This is a genomic window from Geobacillus sp. C56-T2 (assembly GCF_007829715.1).
Taxonomy (GTDB): domain Bacteria; phylum Bacillota; class Bacilli; order Bacillales; family Anoxybacillaceae; genus Geobacillus; species Geobacillus icigianus.
Genome location: NZ_VJWB01000001.1, coordinates 1,796,276 through 1,820,153 on the forward strand (window position 1 = coordinate 1,796,276; position 23,878 = coordinate 1,820,153).

Here is a 23,878-nt window from a genome sequence, read left to right on the forward strand (position 1 = left end):
GACGCCTTTGCTTTCCGATTAAAATCCGTTGTTTTCTGCCAACGATTTAAACCAATAACCGCTTTTTTTAATCGTTCGTTTCAAATCGTTCTCCAAGTCGACAGCCACGAGTCCGTACCGGTTTTTATAGGCATTGGTCCACGACCAGTTGTCCATAAACGTCCAAAGGTGGTACCCTTTCACATTGACTCCTTCTTCAATCGCACGATGCACCCATTTTAAATGTTCACGAATGAATGCAATCCGGTAGTCGTCATGAATCATGCCACTTTCATCACGGAACCGTTCTTCTCCTTCAACGCCCATGCCGTTTTCGGAAATAAAGCACTCAATGTTTCCATAGTTTTCCTTGATATTGATTAAAATATCATAAACGCCTTTTTCATAAATTTCCCAGCCACGATACGGATTCATTTTCCGGCCTGGCATGGCATAATAATCGAAAAACCGTTCCGGCAAAAACGGGGCATCCGGATTGGGCAGATGCTCTTTCGCTTTGACGCGGCGCGGTTGATAGTAGTTGATGCCAAGTAAATCGATCGTGTTTTCTTTGATCAACTCGCGATCACCGGCTTCCGTTACAGGCAAAAAGCCGTGTTCAGCCAACAGCTCAATCAAATCTTGCGGGTATTCTCCTTTCACCGCAGGATCGAGAAAGCTGCGGTTAAACAGTAAATCGGCAATATGCGCCGCTTTCACATCAGCAGGGTGCTGGCTGCGCGGATAAGACGGCGTCAAATTCAAAATAATGCCAATCTTTCCGTCCGCTATCGCTGCGTTGCGGAAGGCGGCAACCGCTTTGGCGTGGGCGATCACCGTATGATAAGCCACTTGCACGGCACGGCGGAAGTCTACGATGTTCGGGTAATGAAAATCGTATAAATACCCTCCCTCCACCGGAACGATCGGTTCATTATGGGTAAACCATTTTTTTACTCGATCTCCGAACAAGTCAAAGCAAATGCTTGCGTAGCGGGCGTAGGCATCCACGACTTCGCGACTTTCCCAGCCTCCGATATGTTGCAGCGCCAATGGCATATCAAAATGGTACAAGTTCACAAACGGTTCAATCCCGTTCGCCAGCAATTCATCGATGACCGCATTGTAAAACCGCACCGCCTCCGGGTTGACCTCACCAACCCCATCTGGAATCAAACGCGACCATGAAATTGAAAACCGGAATGAATTATGACCGATCTCCTTCATTAACGCAATGTCCTCTTTGTAGCGATGGTAAAAATCCGATGCCGTCGCCGGACCGACACCGTTAAAAAAGCGGTGCGGCTCCTGCTCATACCAGTGGTCCCAAATATTTTTCCCTTTCCCCCCCTCGTTGGCTGCCCCTTCAATTTGTGTTGCAGACGTCGCACTTCCCCACCAAAATCCGGCAGGAAAGCGATAGGTGATTGGTTGCTTTGATCGTTGTTCCATCGCGATTCCCCCCATTTGCTTATGATGCGCTTTTCGTAGCGGCTTGCTCCTCTCTCTCCTTTTGCAAATTCATCCGATCGATGAATTTCAAGAACGGGAACCAAATGACAAGCACAATCAAGAAGTTGACCACTTGCAGCAATCCGCCGGCCAGCGAGTTTGTCGCCATTATGCCGTTGATGAAAATCGGCACCGTCCACGGCACTGCGACACCGTTGGGCGGCGGTACAAGGCCTGAAGACATCGCCAAATACGTCACCAATGTAACGACCATCGGAGCCAAAATCCACGGAACGATGACGAGTGGATTCATCACGACCGGCAAACCAAAAATAATCGGCTCATTGACGTTAAAGATTCCCGGTCCGAGGCCGAGCTTGGCCACCTGCTTCATTTGCTTGCTCTTCATAAAGAGCAAGATCGCAAAAATGACAGCAAGCGTCATTCCCGTTCCGCCCATCCCGACCGTATAAATTTCAATAAACTGTTTGCTGACGATATGCGGAACTTCCTCTCCTTGTGTATACGCATTTAAGTTTTCGAGCGACAACGTGTTCCAAATCGGATCCATCACCGAGTTAATGATGATTTGCCCATGCAGCCCGAAAAACCACAAAATTTGCGCGACAAAAATGGCGATCAACGTGGGAACAATGCCGCTTCCCAACCCAACAAGCGGGGCTTGTACCGCGTTATAAATGACATCATGCATGTTTGTTTTAAAAATTTGTGTTACAATGATATTGACGACGAGGAAGAAGGTCAGGGTGACCACCGCCGGAATCAGCGCCGCAAACGACTTAGCCACGGCTGGCGGCACCCCGGCCGGCATTTTAATCGTAATGTTTTTCTGTACCACTTTCCGATAAATTTCCCCAGCGACAAACGCGGTAATCATGCCAAGAAACATCCCTTTCGCCCCTAAGCGGTCGAGCGGGATGACCCCTTGCACAGCTTCGCTCCCCTCCACCTGCAAAACGAATGGCGTCAACAAGAGAAAAGAAGCTAATGCGATGGCACCGCCGAAAATCCCCTCAACTTCATAACTTTTCGACAAATAATAGCCAATACCAAACACGACGAAAATCGTCATTACGCCCATTGTTGCATTTGGGGCAACACCGAGCATCTCTTTAAGCGCATTGAGGCTGTTTTCACTCATCACCTTGTCCAAAAACGGCAAGTTGGCGATGACGACTGCGATCGAACCAAAAATCGTCAACGGAAACGCCAACATAAACGCATCGCGCAACACTTGCAAATAACGGCTATTGTTCAACTTTCCAGCGATCGGAACAAGCACTTTGCTTAATTTTTCAAATAACGTTTGGCCCATCGAGCAGCCCTCCCTTTTTATAGATTTCGTTCTTTCATCAGCGCGAGCATTTCTTTTACAATTTCTTTCATCGCCAGCGTTGACATGACGTGATCTTCGGCATGCATGAGAAGCAACGTAATATTTGTTTGCTCGCCGCTGGCCTCTTTTTGAATAAGTTGGAAATGAACATCATGGGCGATGCTTAAGTCCTGCTCTGCTTCTTGAATCAGCTGCTCCGCTTCTCCGACCTGTCCAGTCCGGTATTCACGGATGGCCTGGATGATTTTGCTGCGGGCGTTGCCACTATGCAAAATTAACTGGAAAGCAACTTGTTCATTGGTAAGTTGATTGATATCGATTTTCTCCATCCGTTACTGATCCCCCATCAATTTTAATGCCTGCTCATACACTTTTTTGCCATCCGCCATCCCATAAGCCACCATGTCTATAACATCAACGGGAATGCCGTATTTTTGCGCTTCTTTTTGCAATTCCCCTTTCAAAAAGCTCATTTGTGGGCCAATCAGAACAACATCCGCTTTAGCCATCTCTTTTTTTGCTTGGTCTTGGCCGACCGCCCAAATTTCTGCCTCCGCACCGATGGACTTGACGTGCTCTTGCATTTTCGTCACCAACAAGCTTGTCGACATGCCAGAACTGCAAGCCAATAAAATCCGTTTCATGGTTCATTCCTCCTCTTTGCATTGAGTAAAACAAATGATATCGTTTTCAATTTAAATTATATACATTTAATTTTATTTGTCTAGTCATTTAACAAAAAAGATTAATATTTTTAAACCAACCTTTTGATCCTGCAACAAAAAAAGCGCGCACGAATCTCTGTGCGCGCCAAGCAACTATGCTCTTATTATTGGACAAACGCCGCTGTGTTTACATCCTGTTGGCACACGGCCAGGCGGTTTTCCGCATGCTCTGCTTCCAAGCAGGGGATGCGTCCAAAATTCGAATCTGTCCGCATCCCTAGGAACGCCTCCGAAAATGGGCGTTCATTTGCCCTTTTAACATTCGCTCGCGCAATTCTTTCGACATCTGCTGGCGGATTTCCCATGTCGATACTCCTTCCTCGCGCTGATTGGCAATGTTCATTAGCAGTTCGACATCGGCGAACGAATATTTGCGAGTGCCTTTCGAGCGGTCGGGAAACACCAACTTTCTCTCCTCATAATAGCGGATTTGTCGTTGTGATAACCCCGTCAGTTCACTTACAACGCCAATCGAAATCACTTTTTTATGTTTATATGATTCCTCTTGAGGACGAGTAGACATCTTCCTCACCTCTTTGCGTCATGTTTTATAACGTAATTATACAAAAACCGTTGTAGTTCCGTGTATTTTTGTAAATAAAATTAACATATTTTTTAACATTCCTGTAAATCGGCTTAACACATTTGCTGTACACTTAAGAAAGAGGTGATATAGTGAGGAAAAAGCAGGAGGGAATGCGATGGGGAAGTGGATGCGAAACGCCATTCGGCGTCAAAAACAGTTCTACATTCAACAGCTCGCCCAGTCAGGCGCAGCCGAGGATCAGGAACAGCTCGAACACTGGACGATAGAGGAATTGCGCCGTGAATACGAACGATTTAGACCCATTTGGACCATGAAAGGGGGCCAGTTCCATGAACGAAAAAGCGCTCGAGCTGGCGAAACGCATCATTGAACTCGATCTGCAGCGCGACGCCATGTTTGAACAGCTGATTCAACTGGTCGGAAACCGCGCTGAAGAGCTGCTCCGCTTTTTCCAAAATCGACTGTGAACCACCCTCCATCTACGCTTCGCTTAGAGGTGGAGGCTTCAAGCGACTTGTGCGTGTTCGCCGAACGATAAGCCACACATAAAAGAACCTTTACGGCTTTCCTTTGCTCCGAAGGCATCCGTTCGAACAATCGATGACCACATCCGTCGGCGATCGCCAACCGACATTCCTCTCCCACCTACTCATTGAGCTTTGCCTAGCACACTCCTCGAGGTGGGAGACTTCTGTCGGAAATTACGTGAAAGTCTGTATCTAATCCATTTCCATGAAGAATTTTTGTAAACGTTCCGCAGCCATTCGATATGCCTTTTTCTTATCACGAGGACCTATTGCAATTATTTCCATTCTTATCGGCTGTCCTTCAACTGGGCGATAAATAATTCTAATATTTAGTGACTTTGACTTAATCTTTGCAAAACCATGCAAGTCCCCATGTAACGATTCAGCAACTCCATCCGGCTTAAATAAGGGGCCTTGCTTTGCCCTTCTTAAAATTTCTAATAAAACGGTTTGTCTATGTCCTTTATTAATCGCTTTAATATCTTGCTTTACATCCTCAACAAACCTCAGTTCAACGTTATATTTTTCTAAAATAAGCTCCTGCAAATCTTCAAGTGTTTTCACATCAATCTTCCTCTAATAATTTCATTAATTCGTTTACATTAATATCTGCTTCATCAAAAATATCTGATAAAGTTTGATTTACAGGTTTATTCTTACGTGCATATGCCTCTTCCATAACAATTTGATCAAGCGCTTCTTCTACAACTTCTTTTATTTGAAGCAGTTGCTTAAAATAATCTATATCGACGATTACAGCCAATGCATCTTTCTTTTTTGCATTTTGAATAACAAATACCTCATCTGAGACTCCATTTGAAAAACGATCAAGTATTTCTGATAATTTTTTTGTTCTAGAAATATCCGTAACACTTAAAACATTAGTTTTCAAAAAATTCAATGTGTTTGTATTGGCAATAGGATATTGTTCTTTTGTCAATGTATGAACCCCCACTTTCCATCCTCCTTATCTTTAGTATATGCATTATCATCTATATTATACACGTAAGTTTACACAAAAAACAACACATTTATTTACGGCCTATATTTCATTTCTATAGATGAACATTTTTCATTACAGTAATTTCTATGCCCCAAGAGACAAACAGGGTATCCCCTAGGCGACATAGAGCTGTTTTTTAATCACATCAATGGATATATCTTGCTTCGCGTCGTCATTGATGAACTGGACGACGCTCTGACCTTTCCGCGATCGAAGCAACCCCAGTTTACACGAAAAGGCGTCCCTAAGCTCCGGACACCTTTTCGCTGTCTCTTGTTTGATTGCAGCCTTTTATCCAGATCGCTCCACCATACCGTTTGCATGGGGGACATCCTCAACCGCCTGCGCTTGTAAACGGCGCGCCGTCAGCATAGCCCCTCCAAGAACAATGGCAAACAGCCAAAATCCGTATGCCGGGGAACCGAGCCACTGTTTCATCGCCCCGAGCACGTTCGGCAGCAAAAACCCTCCCAACCCGCCGGCCGCCCCGACGATGCCGGTCAGCAATCCGACTTCTTTCGGAAACCAGGTTGGAACGACTTGGAACAAAGCACCGTTTGCCGCACCAAAGCAAAGGAAAAGAACGACCATCAATCCGAACACGATGAAAAGGGGCGGCAATGCGCCGATGAACGCAAGCAAAACCGCTCCAACGGCAAACAACAAGGAAAGAAGCCGCATTCCGCCGATCCGGTCAGCGAGATAACCGCCGATCGGGCGGATCAAGCTGCCCGCAAACACGACGGCGGTGACGAAATCGCCAGCCGTGACTTTGCTGACGCCGTATTCATCAAAGAAGAAAATGCCTAAGTATCCGGTCAGCCCGACAAACCCACCGAATGACAAACTGTAAAAGAAACAAAACAGCCATGCTTCTTTTCGACGGAGGACAGCTCCGTATTCACGCAACGAAACGGGCTTCACCGCTGTTGGACATTCACGCGCCAGCCAAGCGAATAGAAAAAAGACAACAACAAGCGGGGCAAGCGCCAATCCGAACACCGCGTTCCATCCATACGCCTCCGCCAACCGCGGACCAAACAGCGTTGCCAGCACCGTCCCGCTGTTTCCCGCCCCGGCAATCCCCATAGCCAGCCCTTGATATTCTTTCGGATACCAGCGGCTTGCCAGGGGCAAAGCGACAGCGAAACTAGCCCCGCCTACACCAAGCAAAAATCCAAGGGCATACACATCCGCCATATGGTCCGAAAACAGCCACCCCCACACAAGCGGCACAGCCGTCACCGCCATGCCGAGCAGACCAGCCCGCTTCCCGCCCCAGCGATCGGCGAGCAACCCCATCGGAACGCGAAGCAGCGCCCCTCCCAACACGGGAATGGCGACCATCATCCCTTTTTCCGCCGGCGTGAGGGCAAACGACTCAGCAACAAACACACCAAGCGCGCCAAGCAAGTTCCAAATCATAAAGCTAATATCAAAGTACAAAAACGACGACAATAACGTCGGCGCATGTCCCGCCCGCCAAAAAGATGTCTTGGCCATTCTCGTTTGCTCCCCCTTGCCCTTGACGTTTTGTTTTGTGTAAAATAAAAGCGAAAGCGATTTCTTTGTCTGCTTCCCATGATAGATGGGAAGTTTTTTTGCCTCTAGGAGGCCGGTGATTTAAGGAAACAGGCCGCTTACCAGCCTCGTTTTTCAAATAGAAAAGCCCTGTCGCATCCAAGATCGACTTGCAAATGCCCCCTATTGTTCAAGATAAATAACCATATTTTACCATTCCTCTAGAAGGCCGGTGATTTAGTGCAAAATTTCGGGCAATCCACCGGCAGTTAATTTCTCCCTAAATCAACAACCGGCCGCACCCGAGCTGCGCACCGCTTAAACGCCGGCATCCGGCAATGCGGATCGAGTTCATCGGACGTGACGTTGTTAATTTGTTGCAGGCCGCTCCAGTGGAATGGGACAAAGATGGTATCCTCGCGAATTTGCTCATTGTAACGGCTGCGAACAACCGCCGCACCGCGCCGCGTTTCAATGCGCACAAGCATCCCCGGGCCGATTCCGTATCGCTTCGCCGTCCTCGGGTGGATCTCGACGGTCGCCTCCGGCTGCCGCGCCGCCAGCGCTGGGCTGCGCCGCGTCTGCGTTCCGCTCAAATAATGAACGAGCACCCGACCGGTCGTTAAGTAAAGCGGATACGATTCATCCGTCTCCTCTTTGTCCGTCCGAAACGACAAAACCGCAAACCTCGCCTTGCCATCCGGGTGCGCAAATCGATCCGTGAATAACCTTGGGGTGCCGAGATGCGAGACGTCCGGACACGGCCAGTAGATGCGTTCGCGGCGTAGCCGTTCATACGTCACGCCATAATAGTCCGCTTTGCCGCCGCGGCTCGCCAGCCGCAGTTCGTTGAAAATCTCTTCAGCGGACGCAAAGGAAAAGTGGCGGCCCTTGCCAAGCTTGTGAGCAATCGCGCATAAAATTTCCCAGTCATGTTTCACCTCCCCAGGACACTTCCGAGCCGCCGGTCGCAAGCATATCCGCCCTTCGACGTTCGTCACCGTCCCTTCATCTTCCAAATACGACGAAACAGGCAACACGAGATCGGCCAGCTCGGCTGTTTCCGACAAAAACAGATCGGCAACAACGAGAAACTCAAGCTTCTTGAGCGCCCTAGCGACAAACGCGGCATTCGGGCTGGAAACGACGGGATTCGATCCCATGACAAACAGTCCGGTAATCTCGCCCGCATCGATTTTTTGCATCATTTCATACGCTGACACCCCCTTTCTCGGCAGTTCATCCGGCGCAACGCCCCATACGCTCGCAATATACCGTCGGTGTTCCGGATGCTCAATGCTTCGATAACCCGGGAGCTGGTCGGCTTTTTGTCCATGCTCGCGGCCGCCTTGTCCGTTCCCTTGCCCGGTGATCGAACCAAATCCTGAACCGGGCCGGCCGATTTTGCCGGTCGCCAATACGGCGTTAATCCATTGTCTGACCGCTGCATAGCCGTCCGCTTGCTGCTCCAGGCCGCGCGCGGTGAGCACGATCGCTTCCGGCGCCTCCCCGTACTTCCGTGCCGCCAAACGGATCTTCTCAGCCGGCACGTCGGTCATCCGGACGATCTCGTCCATATCGATCGCTTCCACGTGCTGTTTCCATTCGGCAAACCCAACCGTCCGCTCGCGCACGAACGCTTCATCGATATACCTTTCTTCGATCAACACTTTTCCTACACCGATGGCCAATGCTGCATCCGTTCCCGGCTTGAGCGGCAGATGCAAATCGGCCAACGCCGCCGTTTTCGTTTCCCGCGGATCCACCACGATGAGAAACGCTCCGTTTTTCTTCGCTTCGTAAACATACGGCATCAACGTCGGCTGGCATTCGGCGATATTGGTTCCAACCAAAATGATCGTCTGCGCCAGCGGAATATCGGACAGCGGATTCGTCAACCCGCGGTCAAGACCGAATGCGTCGTTCATCGCAGCCGCGGCCGCCGACATGCAAAAGCGGCCGTTGTAGTCAATATGCCGTGTCTTGAGCGCCACGCGGGCAAATTTCCCAAGCAAATACGCCTCCTCGTTCGTCAACGATCCGCCGCCGTAAACAGCAAACGCATCGACTCCATCTTTCTTTTGAATCGAGATGATTCGTTCCGCGATTAGCGAAAGCGCCTCCTCCCAACTGACGCGCACAAACCGGCCGTCCACTTTAGCAAGCGGAAACAACAGCCGCTCGGGATGCAAAGCGTGCTGGTGAGCGTTGATCCCCTTTAAACAAAGGCGGCCGTTGGACGTTGGGTTGTCGATCGGGACCGCCTTGTAGCGGCGCCGTTCTACAATCCGCTCCTCCACCAGCTGAAGTGGGCACTGGACGCTGCAAAACGGACATTGGGTCGCGGCGGCTGTTTCCGAGGCCCGCTCCTTTTCCTTGGCGCGAAAGTAGCGCAGCAATTCATTCGTCATCGTCATTCACCCGTTTCCTGCAACTCGACATATACACAGCCGTCTTCCACCGTCGCGCGGTACGTTTTGACGCACCCTTCATCCGGCGCCTGCGCCTGACCGTCTCTTAAGCAAATTTTCCAATCATGAAGCGGGCAAAACACATACTCGCCGCTGACAATGCCTTGCGACAAATCCCCTCCTTTATGCGGACAACGATTTTCGACGGCGTATACTCGATCATCTTGGGTACGGAATAAAGCAAGCTCCAGCACCCCGATGTGCACGCATTTTCCAAGCCGTTTCGGCAACTGTTCGATTGTTCCCACTTTTACTCTCATCATCACTTCATCTCCTCGCATGGATGCATAGTCAAGCGCCAACGTGTCGGAGAGCCTTTTTCTCTCCGCTCAAATGCTGGATAACGCTGGACGGCGGAAGCGACCGGCTTTTTTGCCCGCCCGTCTTTCCATCCGCCGCCATTGCCTTTCATTCGACCGGCACCGGCTCTTTGTCGCCGAGATCGCAGAACAACGTTTGTTGCATCCTCTCGTTTTCGACGATTTCCCGCCACGGATCTTTTGTCGCCGAAAGGGCTTTGTGGAGCCGTTCAAGCAGCGCGCGGCGCATTTCCACATCGAACAGCACTTCGCGGATATGCTCAAGCCCGACGCGCTCGACCCATTTGGACGTCCGCTCCAAATAATGCGCGGACTCCCGGTAATATTGCAAAAACGCGCCGGTCATCTCCAACACTTCTTCTTCCGTCTTGACCGTGCAAAGCAAGTCAGCCGCACGCAAATGGGTGCCGCCGTTGCCGCCGACATAAATTTCCCAGCCCCCCTCCACACCGACAACGCCAACGTCTTTAATGCCCGATTCGGCGCAGTTGCGCGGGCAGGCGGACACCGCCATTTTCACTTTATGCGGCGTTTTCAGCCGTTCAAATGTTTGTTCCATCCGGATGCCAAGCCCGGTCGAATCTTGTGTGCCAAAGCGGCAAAACTGCTTGCCGACGCACGTTTTCACCGTTCGCAGCGCCTTGGCGTAGGCGTAGCCGGACGGCATGCCGAGATCGGCCCAAATGCGCGGCAAATCTTCTTTTTTCACCCCAAGCAAGTCAATGCGCTGCCCTCCTGTGAGCTTAATCATCGGTACGTTGTATTTTTCTGCGACATCGGCAATTTTCCGCAGCTGCTCGGCTGTCGTCACCCCGCCGTACATGCGCGGCACAACGGAGTACGTACCATCCGCCTGGATGTTGGCATGCAGCCGCTCATTGACAAACAACGACTCCACTTCTTCGTCGTACTCACCCGGATACAACATGCCTAAGTAATAATTGAGCGCCGGACGGCATTTGGAACAACCTTCTTCTTTTTTCCATCCCAATACGCTCATGACTTCTTTGACCGTCATCAGCCGTTTTTCTTTGATCGCTGCAATCACTTCCTCACGGCTTACGTTCGTGCAGCCGCAGATCGTTTCTTTCACCGTATACCGATTCACTTCTTCACCGAGCATATGCTCAAGCAGCTCGGCGACAAGCCCTTTACATCCGCCGCATGAGCGGGACGCGTTCGTATAGTCGCGCACCTCAGTGACCGTCTTGAGCCCGTGTTCGGCAATCGCCTGACAAATCGCACCTTTTGTCACCCCGTTGCAGCCACAGACGACATCGGTATCCGCCATCGTCGCCACAAGGCTTTCTTTTCCTCCCGATGAAGCTGGCGCCAATAACGAAAGAGAAAGCGCTTCAAGCGAATCACCGCGCTCGATCATATCCAACAGTTTTCTTCCTTCGCTCGTGTCGCCAAACAGCACGGCGCCAACGACTTTCCCTTCGCGAACGACGACTTTCTTGTACACCGAACGCGCTTCGTCATACAACTTGATCGATTCCGTGCCCTCAACATCCATAAACTCGCCGGCTGAGAACACATCGACGCCTGACACTTTCAGTTGGGTCGAGACAACCGACCCTTCGTACGACTTTCCTTTTCGGCCGCAAATCGCTTGTGCCAGCACTTTCCCCTGCTCATAAAGCGGAGCGACGAGCCCATAAACAACACCGCGATGTTCCGCGCATTCACCGACCGCGTAAATGTGCGGCACATTCGTTTCTAAATAATCGTTGACGACAATCCCTCGATTCACCGCGATTCCGCTTCTCCGCGCTAAATCAACATTCGGACGAATGCCGACCGCCATCACCACCAAGTCAGCGGCAATGGACGTACCGTCCTTAAATCGCACTCCTTCCACGCGGCCGTTGCCGAACAATTCGGCCGTCTCTTTGCGAAGCAAAAAGTTCATCCCTTGCTTCTCGAGTTCCCGCTGCAACAGCTTCGAAGCGGTCGGATCAAGCTGACGCTCCATTAAATAATCGAAGATATGGATGACGTCGACGTCCATCCCTAAGTTAAGCAGGCCGCGCGCAGCCTCTAAACCAAGCAACCCCCCGCCGATGACCGCCGCTTTTTTGTACGTCTTCGCATATTCGATCATCCGCTCGCAATCTTGGATATCGCGAAACGCCGTCACCCCAGGCAAATCCGCCCCCGGCACCGGCAAGATAAACGGGTTCGAGCCCGTGGCTAAAATTAATTCATCGTATTCGACCACCCGCCCGCGGTCGGTCCGGACGAGTCGCGCTTCGTGATCAATGTCCGTCACCGTTTCCCCAGCAAACAGTCGAATGCCGTTTTGTTCGTACCATTCCCAACTGTTTAAGGTAATCTCCTCAATGGACGTATCCCCTTGCAACACCTTGGACAACAAAATCCGGTTATAGTTCGGATGCGGCTCGCTGCCAAAAATCGTAATCTCAAACGCCTCACGATTGAGTTTTACAATCTCCTCGATGCAGCGGACCCCCGCCATGCCGTTGCCGACTAACACTAATTTTCGTTTCACGTCGCCATCCCTCCGTCTCCGTGCCATGCTCAGCATTTTCCGTCAGCGATGCAGCCATAGACGAACCATCATCCCGATCAGCGTTAACAACCCGACTTCTCTCGTCCTCCCCATTTTCATGTTCCCTCCTTCACCGTCGTTGAGCACATCATAGCACGGAAAAGCAGAGCCGGCATTTTTCTTGTTAGATAATGTTACGCAATTTTGATAAAAACAACCTAAAAATCAGTTTTTTTGTGATCAATGTCATTTTTTATAACAAAATAAAAAGGGCGCTCCAAGCAAGGAAACGCCCTTTTCGTGAAAATGCTGAACTGACGCGTGATCTTCATCCCCGGGTCGAGGGCAGATCACGCCGCCTATGGCACTTTTTCTTAAAACCCCAACTCTTTCTTGGCAAAACCGCTCATCGCCATCATCAGTGGATCGGCCGCGAAGCAAGCAATTCATCGATGATTCGTGAATAATGGTCAACGCGCCGTTCGAGCTCATCGACTTGCTTCTCCAACTGCGTCATATATTGCCGGAACGTAATCGGCACCCCGTGCCGCTGTTCGAGCCGCTTCTCGATTTGCTGCCGCTCGCCGCAGACGGACACGAAAATGCGCATCTCGCGACCAAACACCTCGCGCACCGTCTCGCCGATCAGTTCGCCGTATCTGATTTGCAGCCATTCACATTGAATCTCGTTCACGCATTCGATAATCAGCCAGTCTTCATCCACCGTCGCGGACGTCGACGCGAACCAAGCATCAAAAGAGGCGCCAGACAATTTTTGCGCGAGCTTGGCTTTGACCTGCTCCCACAAATGTTCCTTCACCACTCCTCCTCCTTCCGCTAAAAAATAGGCCACACTCAACAGTGACAGAGCGAAACGATGCAAAACGAAGAATTCATGATGAGAAAACATGACTTTGCGTCGGGCTATGGGCGAAGTTCACCATTCGCTCCCCTAGAAGGCGGATCAAAACCTCTTGGGCAGCCCCTTCTTTCCTATTCGTTCGGCTGCCAAAGATGCTCACGCAACGCGCTGCGAATGTCATCCGGAATCCGTTCAGGACGTCCCGTCTCAAAATTGAAATTGACATACACCGCCCGTCCTTTGGCGCAAACCACCCCGTTTTGATGGATTTCCTCATAAATCGTCAGGCTTGTGTTGCCAATACGTTCAATACCGGTGTACACTGTCACATCTTGTCCGTAATACATTTGATGGACATAGTCGACTTCCATGCGAATGATTACCATCCGCCAGCGCCGAAACGACAAATCCGGCGTAAACAGTTTGAAAATTTCATGCCGACCGGCTTCAAACCAAACAGGCACCGTCGTGTTGTTAATATGACCGACACCGTCCGTTTCCGACACGCGCGGCGTGATGACCGTCGTAAACATCCTCTTTCCTCCCTAAAAACACCTCAAATGTATTCCAGTTCGCTGTCGTTCTCTTTTTGTCGAATCGAGACGATTGATGTATATTCGTTCGCTTCAAGAGGCGAAAATTCCTTCTTCACCCGTCAAGAAAATGCGGAAAATGTTGCCTTTTGAGCGAAAAAAGCCGTAAACCCAAACATGGAAAACCACTCTCGCTTTCCAAACAAAAAATACAGGAGCCAAAAACAGCCCCTGTATTTCTTCCTTATTCATGGTTCGGTTCGACGATCGTCCCAGCAAACGCGGCTTCGTAAATCGCGCGGATGTCGGCTTCCAACAGCGGCAGCGGACTGCGGGCGAGCAGTCGTTTCTGTTGGACAGCATCTTTCGTCAAGCTTTCTAACGCGTTTTCCGGGATGCCGAATCCGCCCAGCGTCTTCGGAATGCCGACGTCGGCGACAAGCCGTTCCAGTTCCTCGACACATCGATACGATGCTTCCACTTCGGACAAAAAGCTCGAGTTGCCGCCGAGCGCGTTTAAAATATCAGCCATTCGTTTCGTGCAGCTTTGACGGATGTAGCCCATCACATACGGCAAAAGCACGGCGTTCGATTCGCCATGGGCGATATGAAACTGTCCGCCGAGCGGATACGCGAGCGCATGCACGCCGGCCACCCCGGCGTTGAAAAACGCCAAACCCGCTAGGTAACTGCCGTTCGCCATATCCGTGCGCGCCTGTTTGTCCGTTCCGTTTTCCACCGCTTTGCGCAATGAGCGAGAAATGAGGCGCATGGCCGCGATCGCCAACCCATCCGATGTCGGGCTCGCGTTGACCGACACGTACGCTTCGACCGCATGGGTGAGCGCATCAATCCCGGTTGCGGCCGTCACCCGCGGCGGAACGGAAACAGTCAGCTGCGGATCGACGATGGCCACATCGGCCAACAAGTAATCGTGCGTCACGACATCTTTTGTCGTTTCTAAGGACAAAACAGAGATATTCGTCACTTCCGACCCGGTGCCTGATGTCGTCGGAATCAAAATTTTCGGCAGCCCTTTTTTCTCGAGCGCCCGCGTTCCCGTCAAGTTTAGGTAGTCGGCAACCGAACCGTCATGCACCGCCAAAACAGCGGCCAGTTTTGCCAAATCGAGCGCGCTGCCGCCGCCGACGCCGATGACAAGATCGAACTCTCCATCGCGGGCAAACGCCACCGCCTTTTCCCCTGTCGCAAGCGGCGGCTCGGGCACAACATCCGTATAGACGTGCACGCTGTACCCTGCTTGCCGGAGCGGAGACGTCACTTGCTCGACAAGGCCGATTTTCTCAAGCATTGGGTCAGTAATCACTAAAATTTGTTTCGCTCCCAACCGCTTCACTTCCGGGACCAAATACTTAAGCGCCCCCCAGCCGACATGGCTGAGCGGCGGAAACACAATGCGGGCTACGGTCATAGTTTCCTTTCCTCCTTATTATTTTTTATGAGGCCGGTGATTTAAGGGAGCAGGTCACTTACCAACCTCGTTTCTCAATATAGAAAAGCCTTGTCGCATCAGGATCGCCTTTCAAATGCTCCCCCATTGCTCAAAAGAAACAACCGTTTTTCACCAGCCCTTTATAGGAATAATGGACACCGTGCCGTATTGGAACAAACGGCTTCCTGGTTCACCTGCTCGCGGCAACGCAACACAAGCTAAAATGCACGATCTTACCAAGCCTCCTCCAGCTCCCGCTTCAGTTCCTCGACAAGCTCCGCCGCCGGAAGTTCCCGCGCCAGCCGGTATCCTTCTCCAGCCCAAAGCGACATCCGCTCCGGATCGCCCGCCTTGGCGGCGGCAGCACGCAGCGGCTTCGTCATATGGTGCACGTGCGGATACGCCGCCGGCGCTAGATCGCGATATTCGGCCATAAAGCGGTTCGCCAGCCCGCGCGCCGGCCGGCCGGTAAACGCCCGTGTCACAGCCGTTTCGGTAAACCGCGGATCGGCAAGCGCTTGCTTATGGAGCGGATGCGCCCCGCTTTCCGGGCAGCGCAAAAACGCCGTCCCAAGCTGCACCGCGCTCGCCCCCGCTTTGAGCGCCGCCGCGATGCCGCGCCCGTCCATGATCCCGCCCGCCGCCACAAGCGGGAGACGAACCGAAGTGCGCACGTCGGCCAACAGCGGGAACAACGCGATCGCCTCATCCTGCTTTGGATCGTTGCGAAACAACGCGCGATGCCCGCCCGCTTCCGCCCCTTGCACACAAAGGGCGTCCGCGCCGGCTTCAGATGCAATGTGGGCCTCTTCCACCGATGTCACCGTCACGATCACAAACACCCCTGCTTTCTGCAAGGCGGCAATCACCGCTTTGTCCGGGCAGCCAAACGTAAAGCTCGCGACCGGCACCTGCTCCTGAAGCAGCACATCCAGTTTCGCTTCCCAATCATCGTCCTCCCATTTCGGCTCGCCGACTGTTGCGCCGAGCCGTTCCGCCTCAGCCGCCAATACGGCGCGGTAGCGTTCGAGCGCCTTTTCATCCACCGTTTTATCCCCCGGCACAAACACATTCACCCCAAACGGACGATCCGTTAGCGCCCGCAGCTTGTGAATTTCTGCCCTCATCGCTTCCGCCGTCTTGTACCCGCCAGCCAAAAACCCAAGCCCTCCGGCGTTCGACACCGCCGCGGCCAGCTCGGGCGTTGATACGCCGCCTGCCATCGGCGCTTGGATAATGGGGACGGAAAGTGTAGAAAACACGATTGATCTCCCCTCTCCTATCCGTAACTGCCGTATCTTCGCTGACTTCTTTACTCTTTCGTGCTCCGCCCAAGGAATTCCTGCCTCTTCGCGAATCAATGGACGGCGATGTAAGGGGAAATGTTGCTCCTAACAGCTTTTCTTAAATTGAAAAACCTTGCGACACCGTAACCTTATCCCTTTCGTCTGCTCGCCCATCGAGCGAAGCAGTTGTTTTCCCCAGCCTCCTAAACTTTTTTGAATGTCTAGCCCCTCCCCTTTCCCGTTCTCCTTTCGACAGGCCTAGCTGAGCATCTTGCCTGATTGCCTGAACAAACAAAGAGGGATCCCAAAAGGATCGGGATCCCCCTCTTTCGTTACTTATATATACGTGCTGACTGGTTCTGCCGCACGATCGGTTGTGCCGATCTTGAAGGCAGACAACCTTTTGGGTCAGCCCCTTGCCGTCACGGGCGAAACGCCTTTAATCTTTTCGATAGTTCCTTTGTCTGAGGGTAAACCTCACGGTAAATGGCGAACAGCTCTTTGTATTTCGCCACCGCATCCGGCCGCGGTTCGACGATGGAATCGACTTGTTTGAACACGTCAGCACATTGCTTGAGCGAATCAAACCAGCCGACGCCGCAGGCGGCGATCATCGCGGCGCCCAGTCCCGGCCCTTGTTCGTTTTTCAGTTTTTCCACCGGGATGCCGAAAATATCGGCTTGGATTTGCAGCCACTCAGCACTTTTCGCCCCGCCGCCGATCGACACGACCGAATCGATCGTTTTGCCGCTCGCTTTGATGATCTCCACCGACTCGTTGAGTGAGAACGTAATGCCTTCGATGACCGCGCGGGCGAAATCCCATTTCGTCTGCGCCGAATCCACGCCGACAAACGACCCGCGAATATCGGCGTCGGCATAAGGCGTCCGCTCGCCGACCAAATATGGCGTAAACAACAAGCCGTTGGCGCCAATCGGCGACTCAGCAGCGCGCTTGACGATCTCGGCAAACGACACGTCCTCGGCAAACGTCCGCTTCCACCAGTCAAAGCTGTAGCCCGCCGCCAGCGTCACTCCCATAATATAGTAGGCGTTCGGCTCGGCATGGTTGAAGTAGTGCACTCGTCCAGCGAAATCCTTTTCCCCGCTTTGCTCATACGCCAAGACGACGCCGGATGTGCCGATGCTTGACATCATCTTCCCTTCCGCCAAAATGCCGGCGCCCACCGCGCCGCAAGCGTTGTCCGCCCCGCCGGCGAACACGTTCACCGATGCCGGCAGCCCGGTCTGTTCCGCCACCTCCGGACGCAGCGTCCCGACCCATGCCGTCGCCTCAACAAGCGGCGGGCAAAGCGAAAGGTCGACATCCACCGCCCGGGCGATCTCCTCGCTCCATGTTTTCTTTTCGATATCCAGCAACAGCGTCCCCGCCGCATCGGATACATCCATCGCGATGTGCCCGGTCAAACGGAAACGGACATAGTCTTTGGGCAATAAAAACGTCCGCGCCCGCTCATACAGCTCGGGTTCATGGTTTTTCACCCACAACAGTTTCGGCAGCGTAAACCCTTCGAGCGCCTCGTTTTTCGCCGCCGCAAGCAGCGTCTCTCGACCGACTTTCGCTTCAATTTCCCGGCACTCGGCTGTCGTTCGTGTGTCATTCCATAAAATCGCGTTGCGCACGACGTTCCCGTCGCCATCAAGCAGCACAAGCCCGTGCATTTGCCCGGAAAAACTCAAGCCCGCAACCGACTCCGGAGAAATGCCCGCCGTTTCCCAAACGCGGCGCAGCGCCGTAATCGTCTTCTCCACCCAATCGTCCGGGCGCTGCTCGCTATAGCCGGAATGCGGCTGGTAGAGGGGATAGGACTCGGTCCATTCCCCTCTGACTTGCCCATTGCGGTCGACAAGCAACACTTTCACCGCACTTGTTCCTAAATCGACGCCAATGACATATTCCACGCTCATCCCTCTTTCACGAACGAGATCCACTCGGCGCGCTGACTTCGAGCAAATATTGATTCAGCAACGTTTTCAAGCGCTCAAGACGGCCGGACGTATTGCGAATGTCGCCAAGCTGCAACGCGTATTGCTCGAGCTTGTGGAAGTCCGCTGTTCCTTCGACGATCTCGCGGCCAATGCCTTCCGTATAGCTTTTGTACCGCTCTTCGATGAATTGTTCAAACACGCGGTCTTCCAGCAAGCGATGGGCGACTTTTAAGCCGATCGCAAAGCTGTCCATCCCGGCGATATGAGCGTAGAACAAATCTTCCGGTTCGAACGAGCCTCTCCGCACTTTCGCGTCAAAGTTCAAGCCGCCGCGCCCAAGGCCGCCGTTTTGCAAAATTTCATACATCGCCAACGTCGTCGTATACAAATCGGTCGGGAATTCGTCCGTATCCCAGCCAAGCAGCGTATCACCTTGGTTCGCATCGACCGAACCGAGCATGCCGTGGATGCGGGCGACGCGCAGCTCATGTTCAAACGTATGGCCCGCCAACGTCGCATGGTTCGCTTCAATATTGAATTTGAAATGATCTTTCAGCCCGTACGTTTGCAAGAACGCCAGCGCCGTAGCCACGTCAAAATCGTATTGATGCTTCGTCGGCTCTTTCGGCTTCGGCTCGATCAAAAACTGGCCATCAAAGCCGATCTCTTTCGCATAGTCGACCGCCATATGCAAGAAGCGGGCCAAATTGTCAAGCTCCAGTTTCATATCCGTGTTCAGCAGCGTCTCATACCCTTCCCGGCCGCCCCAGAACACGTAGTTTTCCGCCCCGAGCCGCTTCGCGATCTCCAGCCCTTTTTTCACTTTCGCCGCCGCATAGGCGAACACGTCAGCGTTGCACGACGTCGCCGCCCCGTGAACGAAGCGCGGATGGCTGAACAAGTTCGCCGTATTCCAAAGCAGCTTCGTTTTGCTTGTTTTCATGTATTCTTCAATCATATCGACAATTTCATCCAAATTTTTGTACGTCTCGCTGAGCGTTTCCCCTTCTGGAGCAATGTCGACGTCATGGAAGCAGAAAAACGGAACGTTCAGCTTTTCAAACAGCTCAAACGCCGCCTCGACGCGCGCCTTCGCCAGATCCATGCCGCTGTATTTATTCCATGGACGAATCATATTGCCGATGCCAAACGGATCCGATCCATCCCCCGTAAACGTATGCCAATACGCCACCGAAAAGCGCAAATGTTCCTCCATTGTTTTGTCGCCGACTTTTTCTTCTGGATTATAAAACTTAAACGCGAACGGATTGCGCGACTCCGGTCCTTCATACGCAATCTTGCCGATATTCGGAAAATAAGCCATGCCTAGGTCCCCCTTCATTATGAATCAAGTTCTATCAGCGAAAATGGCTTGCTTCGGTTTTATTATAACGCTTTCACATTTGTTTGTCTATCATATAAACAAAGTATTCTACAATTCTTTGTATAAAAAGTAGTCAAAATCCGCGTAGTTGTTTTGTCCTGAACCGTCCCGGCAATGCATGCCGACAAACGCCCCAGTAAACGCCGCGCGGCTTTTGATATAGTCGTCGGATAGTTTATACGATTCAAAGGTGACGGGAATCTCCTTCCAATTCACCCCGTCGAAAGAGTACGCATAGTTGTACGTGGTCGTTTGTACGTTCACCCGTAAGTACACATACTCGACATCATCAGGGACGACAATTTCTTGACCGCGCAACGGCTGATCAACAACAAGATGGTCGCACGCCATTAATTCGAGGATCCGTCCTTTTTCCTCATGCCATGTCAATTGCAGCGTTGTCCAGTTTTGCGTATTATAATAGTTCACGAGCCCAGCCGATTGTTGGATAGTCGTCGGACGAAACGCGACTTTCGTTTCCGCAACAAAGGTAAAATGCTGCCATCGTCTGGCGACAAACGCCTGTGTAAACCGGGAAGTGAGCGATTCTCTTCCGTACAGCCGCAAATGTCCCGGACGAGCCTTTAAGGTAGCGATGTCTTCCCCTAAAGGAATTCGTAATGTTTGAAAATGATGGTTTAATGTATCACTATCAAAATCATCTTTTTCATCGTAATCGTTTTCCCACGGAACTTCCTCAACGCTCGGCCCGTCGATTTCTAACGAAGGACCGTTTCCGCCGACCACATAAGGCCACCCGTCTTTCCATTCAAGCCGCTGAATCGCCGTTTCACGTCCGAGCGGACAATAACCGCGGTGTTCGAGCAGCGGCTGGCCCTCCTTTGGCAGCGGCCGGCCGGTTAAGTGCACAAGAAACCACTCATCCGTATGCGTATGGACAATCGAAGCATGGCCAGCCTTTTGTAGCGGGTTGCGCGGATAAGGCCAAGACGTAAGCAACGGATTTTCCGGATGCACCTCATATGGCCCATAGAGCGAGGTTGACCGGGCAATCGTTGCCGCATGGTTGTACCGCGTCCCCCCTTCCGCCGTCAATAAATAATAATACCCATTGATTTTATACAAATGAGGGCCTTCCGTAATTCGTAGGTCCGTTCCTTTGAAAATGATCTTCGGCTCACCAACCAATTTTTTCTGTTTCACACTGTATTCTTGCAGCACAATACCATAAAACGGGTGGTGGCCGACCCGATGATCCCAATACATGTTCACCAAATATTTTTTTCCATCCTCATCGTGAAAGAGAGACGGGTCAAACCCAGAGCTATTCAAATAAATCGGATCCGACCATTCGCCATCGATCGTATCACACGTCACGAGATAGTTATGGCCATCTTTCCACTGTCCTTCAACGACTTTCACATCCGTATAAATAAGCCAAAATTTCCCGTCGCTATACGACAAGTGCGGAGCCCAAATTCCTCCAGAATCCGGATTTCCTATCATATTCAATTGACTTAACCGGTTTAACGGACGCGCTACTAAACGCCAGTTCTTTAAATCTTTCGAATGGTAAATTCTCACCCCCGGAAACCATTCGAACGTTGAAACGGCAATGTAATAGTCGTCGCCCGCCCGGCAAATGGACGGGTCGGGATGAAAGCCAGTTAAAATCGGGTTTTTGATTTTCAACACTTTCTCTCCCCCTCTTTTTTCCTGCCATTTCTGCTTTCCATGAGAGAACGTGGTACCGCTTTCCGCTTGTGAAAATCACTTAGCTGGGAGCAGTCATTTTCAGCCTAGATGAAGAGTCGACGTTTTGGCGAATCCCGCTGTTCAGCGAACTAGCGCTGTTTCCGCAGCCTTCTAGGAGACCGGTGATGTAAGGGAAAATACGACTGTCCAGCATGGTTTCTCAAACAGAAAAACGTTGCCAAACGATCCGTTTATCTCTTTTAATTTCCAAAAAGTTGAATGAATCTGTTGTTTTTCATCACCCTTCTCGCCAAAACATGGACTGATTCGATCTATTCCCCTTTCACTCCCCCCAGTGTCAATCCTTTAATAAAGTATTTTTGCAAAAACGGATAGACAAGGATAATCGGAACACTGGCGATAATGGTCATGGTAGCCCGAATGGATGATGGAGTGACAGTGTTGGCGTCCGCATGTGCATTCGCAAATGCATCAGCCGCTGTTTTTCCAGACATCGTTGCATTCGTGTTTTGCAAAATCTTCATTAATTCGTATTGCAAAGTGCTTAAATTGGGGTTGGAAGAATTATAGAGAAAAACATCGAACCAAGAGTTCCATTGATACACGGCCACAAACAAGGAAACTGTGGCCAGCACTGGCAAGGAAAGGGGCAATACAATCTGAAGAAATATCCGAAATTCCCCTGCTCCGTCAATCCGCGCCGATTCGATCAGACTGTTCGGCAAGCCCTCAATAAAGGAACGGATCACAATCAAATTAAAGACCCCAATAATACCTGGAATAATGTATACCCAAAACGTCCCGATCAGATGGAGATCCCTCATCAGCAAATAGGTAGGAATTAACCCCCCATTAAAATACATAGTCAAGATAAAAGCAATCGTGACAAACTTACGAAAAACAAACTCCGGCCGGCTGATGACATAAGCCACCATCGCTGTACAGAAAACAGAGATGGCGGTGCCTAAAACGGTTCTTAAAACCGAAATGAGCAACGCATTAAGTAGCGTATTTTCCTTTAACACATATTCGTAGTTGTAAAGTGTAAACTCCCGAGGCCAAAGATAAATCCCCCCGCGAATCGTATCATTGGCATCGTTTAGAGAAATGGCCAACGTATTCAACATCGGATAAAGCATTACGACACAAAGAACGAGCATCAAGCTATAGTTGCAAACATCAAAAACCATATCTCCCCATGACGCATAACGCATCCGCCATCTTTTCACAATCTGTTTCAATCTCCTTTCCCCCTAACAAAATCGTCTTCTTAAAACAATCTAGCCTGTCCCAAACGTTTAGCAATATAATTTGCGCTAAACAGAAAGATAAAACTGACAACGGTTTTAAAAATCCCAGCAGCGGTAGCCAAAGCAAAATTCCCCATAGCGATACCGTACTTCAGCACAAAAATGTCAAGATTTTCTGAATAATCGAGGTTCATCGGATTTCCTAACAAATATTGGGGTTCAAACCCGGTCTCCAAAATATTCCCTAAATTCATAATCAACAAAATGATAATCGTAGGCTTTAAAGAAGGAAGTGTAATATAAAAAATGCGTTGCAAGCGGGAAGCCCCGTCGATTTCCGCCGCCTCATACTGCTCTGGATCAATCATGGCGATCGCCGCCAAATAAATAATGGTGTTCCACCCTAGGTTTTTCCACACTTCTGAGGCGCCGATGATTCCCCAGAAATACTCCCCAACCCCTAGCCATAAAATCGGTTCATCAATAATATGCAGCTTTTGCAAAACAATGTTGACAATACCGTTTTCCAATGACAACGCGTAGGAGATGATGCTCGCCGCAACGACCCACGATAAAAAGTGCGGCATATAGCTAATCGTTTGAACAATTCGCTTAAATTTCCCATTGCGCAACTCATTTAACAAAATCGCTAACGTAATCGCCGTCACAAATCCGAGAACGAGGTTGATGACGCTCATCGCGAACGTATTGCGCAACACTCGAAAAAAAGCCTCATCTTGAAAAAGAAAACGAAAGTGTTTCCATCCGACCCATTCTTGTTCACTGAACGGCAAGCCGGGACGATAATCTTGAAAAGCGATCGTCCACCCCCACAGCGGCAAATATTTAAAAATAAATAACCAAATCAAAAACGGAAAGCTCATCAAAATCAATGCTTTTTGCTGTACTATTTTTTTCCAAATGCTTTTCGGTTTAGACAAGTGGGATTCCACTGCGGCGGGAGCCGATGTGACAGTGTTTATATGCTTTTCGATCTCCACTTTTCCTTCCTCCTTTTCAGAAAAGAAGGGCACGGCCAACTATTTTACAGCCGACCGGCCCAGACT

22 protein-coding genes are annotated in these 23,878 nt (G+C 50.9%); 2 read left to right on the top strand and 20 right to left on the bottom strand.

Annotation, left to right across the window (positions count from 1 at the left end):
- Positions 1-18 precede the first annotated feature (18 nt).
- From GC56T2_RS09040 to GC56T2_RS09060, 5 genes are all read right to left on the bottom strand, one after another.
- Complete coding sequence (locus GC56T2_RS09040) at positions 19-1,431, bottom strand: glycoside hydrolase family 1 protein (protein WP_144974629.1); 1,413 nt, start codon at positions 1,429-1,431, stop codon at positions 19-21.
- A 19-nt stretch (positions 1,432-1,450) separates the two neighbouring features.
- Positions 1,451-2,767 carry a PTS cellobiose transporter subunit IIC gene (gene celB, locus GC56T2_RS09045; RefSeq protein WP_144974631.1) on the bottom strand — a complete coding sequence of 439 codons (1,317 nt, stop codon included), beginning with the start codon at positions 2,765-2,767 and terminating at the stop codon, positions 1,451-1,453.
- A 17-nt stretch (positions 2,768-2,784) separates the two neighbouring features.
- Positions 2,785-3,117, bottom strand: a complete 333-nt coding sequence (locus GC56T2_RS09050) for a PTS lactose/cellobiose transporter subunit IIA (protein ID WP_144974633.1) — start codon at positions 3,115-3,117, stop codon at positions 2,785-2,787.
- A 3-nt stretch (positions 3,118-3,120) separates the two neighbouring features.
- Entirely contained in the window at positions 3,121-3,432 is a 312-nt protein-coding gene (locus GC56T2_RS09055; protein WP_144974635.1) for a PTS sugar transporter subunit IIB, read from the bottom strand.
- 298 nt (positions 3,433-3,730) lie between these two features.
- Positions 3,731-4,036: a MerR family transcriptional regulator gene (locus tag GC56T2_RS09060; RefSeq protein WP_144974637.1), complete on the bottom strand. Its 306-nt coding sequence runs from the start codon at positions 4,034-4,036 to the stop codon at positions 3,731-3,733.
- A 190-nt stretch (positions 4,037-4,226) separates the two neighbouring features.
- Here GC56T2_RS09060 and GC56T2_RS09065 point away from each other — a divergent pair, with 190 nt between their 5' ends.
- Together GC56T2_RS09065 and GC56T2_RS17800 are read left to right on the top strand one after the other, a co-directional pair.
- Positions 4,227-4,430 (top strand): Fur-regulated basic protein FbpA, encoded by a 204-nt coding sequence (locus GC56T2_RS09065; protein WP_255516143.1) that lies wholly within the window; start codon positions 4,227-4,229, stop codon positions 4,428-4,430.
- Positions 4,390-4,527: a hypothetical protein gene (locus GC56T2_RS17800; RefSeq protein WP_165570902.1), complete on the top strand. Its 138-nt coding sequence runs from the start codon at positions 4,390-4,392 to the stop codon at positions 4,525-4,527. The genes GC56T2_RS09065 and GC56T2_RS17800 overlap by 41 nt, the downstream gene beginning before the upstream one ends.
- Before the next feature lie 252 nt (positions 4,528-4,779).
- On the opposite strand, the gene GC56T2_RS09075 is transcribed toward GC56T2_RS17800, so the two are convergent.
- From GC56T2_RS09075 to GC56T2_RS09145, 15 genes are all read right to left on the bottom strand, one after another.
- On the bottom strand, positions 4,780-5,151 hold the full coding sequence (locus GC56T2_RS09075) for a type II toxin-antitoxin system RelE family toxin (RefSeq protein ID WP_013399920.1): 372 nt from the start codon (positions 5,149-5,151) through the stop codon (positions 4,780-4,782).
- Position 5,152: 1 nt separating this feature from the next.
- Positions 5,153-5,542: a hypothetical protein gene (locus GC56T2_RS09080; protein ID WP_033017767.1), complete on the bottom strand. Its 390-nt coding sequence runs from the start codon at positions 5,540-5,542 to the stop codon at positions 5,153-5,155.
- Positions 5,543-5,881: 339 nt separating this feature from the next.
- Positions 5,882-7,093 (bottom strand): nitrate/nitrite transporter, encoded by a 1,212-nt coding sequence (locus tag GC56T2_RS09085; protein ID WP_144974641.1) that lies wholly within the window; start codon positions 7,091-7,093, stop codon positions 5,882-5,884.
- Positions 7,094-7,380: 287 nt separating this feature from the next.
- On the bottom strand, positions 7,381-9,528 hold the full coding sequence (nasC, locus tag GC56T2_RS09090; protein ID WP_144974643.1) for an assimilatory nitrate reductase catalytic subunit NasC: 2,148 nt from the start codon (positions 9,526-9,528) through the stop codon (positions 7,381-7,383).
- Complete coding sequence (nirD, locus tag GC56T2_RS09095; RefSeq protein ID WP_031409281.1) at positions 9,525-9,845, bottom strand: nitrite reductase small subunit NirD; 321 nt, start codon at positions 9,843-9,845, stop codon at positions 9,525-9,527. Before nirD ends, nasC begins: the two co-directional genes overlap by 4 nt.
- Before the next feature lie 145 nt (positions 9,846-9,990).
- A complete protein-coding gene (gene nirB, locus GC56T2_RS09100; RefSeq protein ID WP_144974645.1) occupies positions 9,991-12,417 on the bottom strand; it encodes a nitrite reductase large subunit NirB in 2,427 nt (808 codons plus the stop codon).
- A 418-nt stretch (positions 12,418-12,835) separates the two neighbouring features.
- Positions 12,836-13,237: a DnaA N-terminal domain-containing protein gene (locus GC56T2_RS09105; protein WP_231559832.1), complete on the bottom strand. Its 402-nt coding sequence runs from the start codon at positions 13,235-13,237 to the stop codon at positions 12,836-12,838.
- A gap of 173 nt (positions 13,238-13,410) precedes the next feature.
- Positions 13,411-13,812 carry an acyl-CoA thioesterase gene (locus GC56T2_RS09110; protein WP_033019077.1) on the bottom strand — a complete coding sequence of 134 codons (402 nt, stop codon included), beginning with the start codon at positions 13,810-13,812 and terminating at the stop codon, positions 13,411-13,413.
- 244 nt (positions 13,813-14,056) lie between these two features.
- Complete coding sequence (locus GC56T2_RS09115; RefSeq protein ID WP_144974646.1) at positions 14,057-15,244, bottom strand: iron-containing alcohol dehydrogenase; 1,188 nt, start codon at positions 15,242-15,244, stop codon at positions 14,057-14,059.
- Positions 15,245-15,498: 254 nt separating this feature from the next.
- Positions 15,499-16,527, bottom strand: coding sequence for an NAD(P)H-dependent flavin oxidoreductase (locus GC56T2_RS09120; RefSeq protein ID WP_144974648.1), 1,029 nt, complete (start codon positions 16,525-16,527; stop codon positions 15,499-15,501).
- A 446-nt stretch (positions 16,528-16,973) separates the two neighbouring features.
- Positions 16,974-18,473 (bottom strand): xylulokinase, encoded by a 1,500-nt coding sequence (gene xylB, locus GC56T2_RS09125; protein WP_144974650.1) that lies wholly within the window; start codon positions 18,471-18,473, stop codon positions 16,974-16,976.
- 13 nt (positions 18,474-18,486) lie between these two features.
- Positions 18,487-19,824, bottom strand: coding sequence for a xylose isomerase (xylA, locus tag GC56T2_RS09130; RefSeq protein WP_144974652.1), 1,338 nt, complete (start codon positions 19,822-19,824; stop codon positions 18,487-18,489).
- Between the two features lie 108 nt (positions 19,825-19,932).
- The gene (locus GC56T2_RS09135; RefSeq protein ID WP_144974655.1) at positions 19,933-21,540 is read right to left on the bottom strand and encodes a glycoside hydrolase family 43 protein; all 1,608 of its coding nucleotides are present in this window, start codon (positions 21,538-21,540) and stop codon (positions 19,933-19,935) included.
- 332 nt (positions 21,541-21,872) lie between these two features.
- Positions 21,873-22,775 carry a carbohydrate ABC transporter permease gene (locus GC56T2_RS09140; protein ID WP_144977180.1) on the bottom strand — a complete coding sequence of 301 codons (903 nt, stop codon included), beginning with the start codon at positions 22,773-22,775 and terminating at the stop codon, positions 21,873-21,875.
- Positions 22,776-22,831: 56 nt separating this feature from the next.
- Complete coding sequence (locus tag GC56T2_RS09145; protein ID WP_144974657.1) at positions 22,832-23,812, bottom strand: ABC transporter permease; 981 nt, start codon at positions 23,810-23,812, stop codon at positions 22,832-22,834.
- Positions 23,813-23,878: the final 66 nt, after the last annotated feature.

Excerpts from the sequence above, each read along its gene's own strand:
- GC56T2_RS09040 (WP_144974629.1), bottom strand. The coding sequence starts at position 1,431 with ATGGAACAACGATCAAAGCAACCAATCACCTATCGCTTTCCTGCCGGA.
- celB (WP_144974631.1), bottom strand. The coding sequence starts at position 2,767 with ATGGGCCAAACGTTATTTGAAAAATTAAGCAAAGTGCTTGTTCCGATC.
- GC56T2_RS09050 (WP_144974633.1), bottom strand. The coding sequence starts at position 3,117 with ATGGAGAAAATCGATATCAATCAACTTACCAATGAACAAGTTGCTTTC.
- GC56T2_RS09055 (WP_144974635.1), bottom strand. The coding sequence starts at position 3,432 with ATGAAACGGATTTTATTGGCTTGCAGTTCTGGCATGTCGACAAGCTTG.
- GC56T2_RS09060 (WP_144974637.1), bottom strand. The coding sequence starts at position 4,036 with ATGTCTACTCGTCCTCAAGAGGAATCATATAAACATAAAAAAGTGATT.
- GC56T2_RS09065 (WP_255516143.1), top strand. The coding sequence starts at position 4,227 with ATGCGAAACGCCATTCGGCGTCAAAAACAGTTCTACATTCAACAGCTC.
- GC56T2_RS17800 (WP_165570902.1), top strand. The coding sequence starts at position 4,390 with ATGAACGAAAAAGCGCTCGAGCTGGCGAAACGCATCATTGAACTCGAT.
- GC56T2_RS09085 (WP_144974641.1), bottom strand. The coding sequence starts at position 7,093 with ATGGCCAAGACATCTTTTTGGCGGGCGGGACATGCGCCGACGTTATTG.
- nasC (WP_144974643.1), bottom strand. The coding sequence starts at position 9,528 with ATGACGATGACGAATGAATTGCTGCGCTACTTTCGCGCCAAGGAAAAG.
- nirD (WP_031409281.1), bottom strand. The coding sequence starts at position 9,845 with ATGATGAGAGTAAAAGTGGGAACAATCGAACAGTTGCCGAAACGGCTT.
- GC56T2_RS09110 (WP_033019077.1), bottom strand. The coding sequence starts at position 13,812 with ATGTTTACGACGGTCATCACGCCGCGCGTGTCGGAAACGGACGGTGTC.
- GC56T2_RS09115 (WP_144974646.1), bottom strand. The coding sequence starts at position 15,244 with ATGACCGTAGCCCGCATTGTGTTTCCGCCGCTCAGCCATGTCGGCTGG.
- xylA (WP_144974652.1), bottom strand. The coding sequence starts at position 19,824 with ATGGCTTATTTTCCGAATATCGGCAAGATTGCGTATGAAGGACCGGAG.
- GC56T2_RS09140 (WP_144977180.1), bottom strand. The coding sequence starts at position 22,775 with ATGCGTTATGCGTCATGGGGAGATATGGTTTTTGATGTTTGCAACTAT.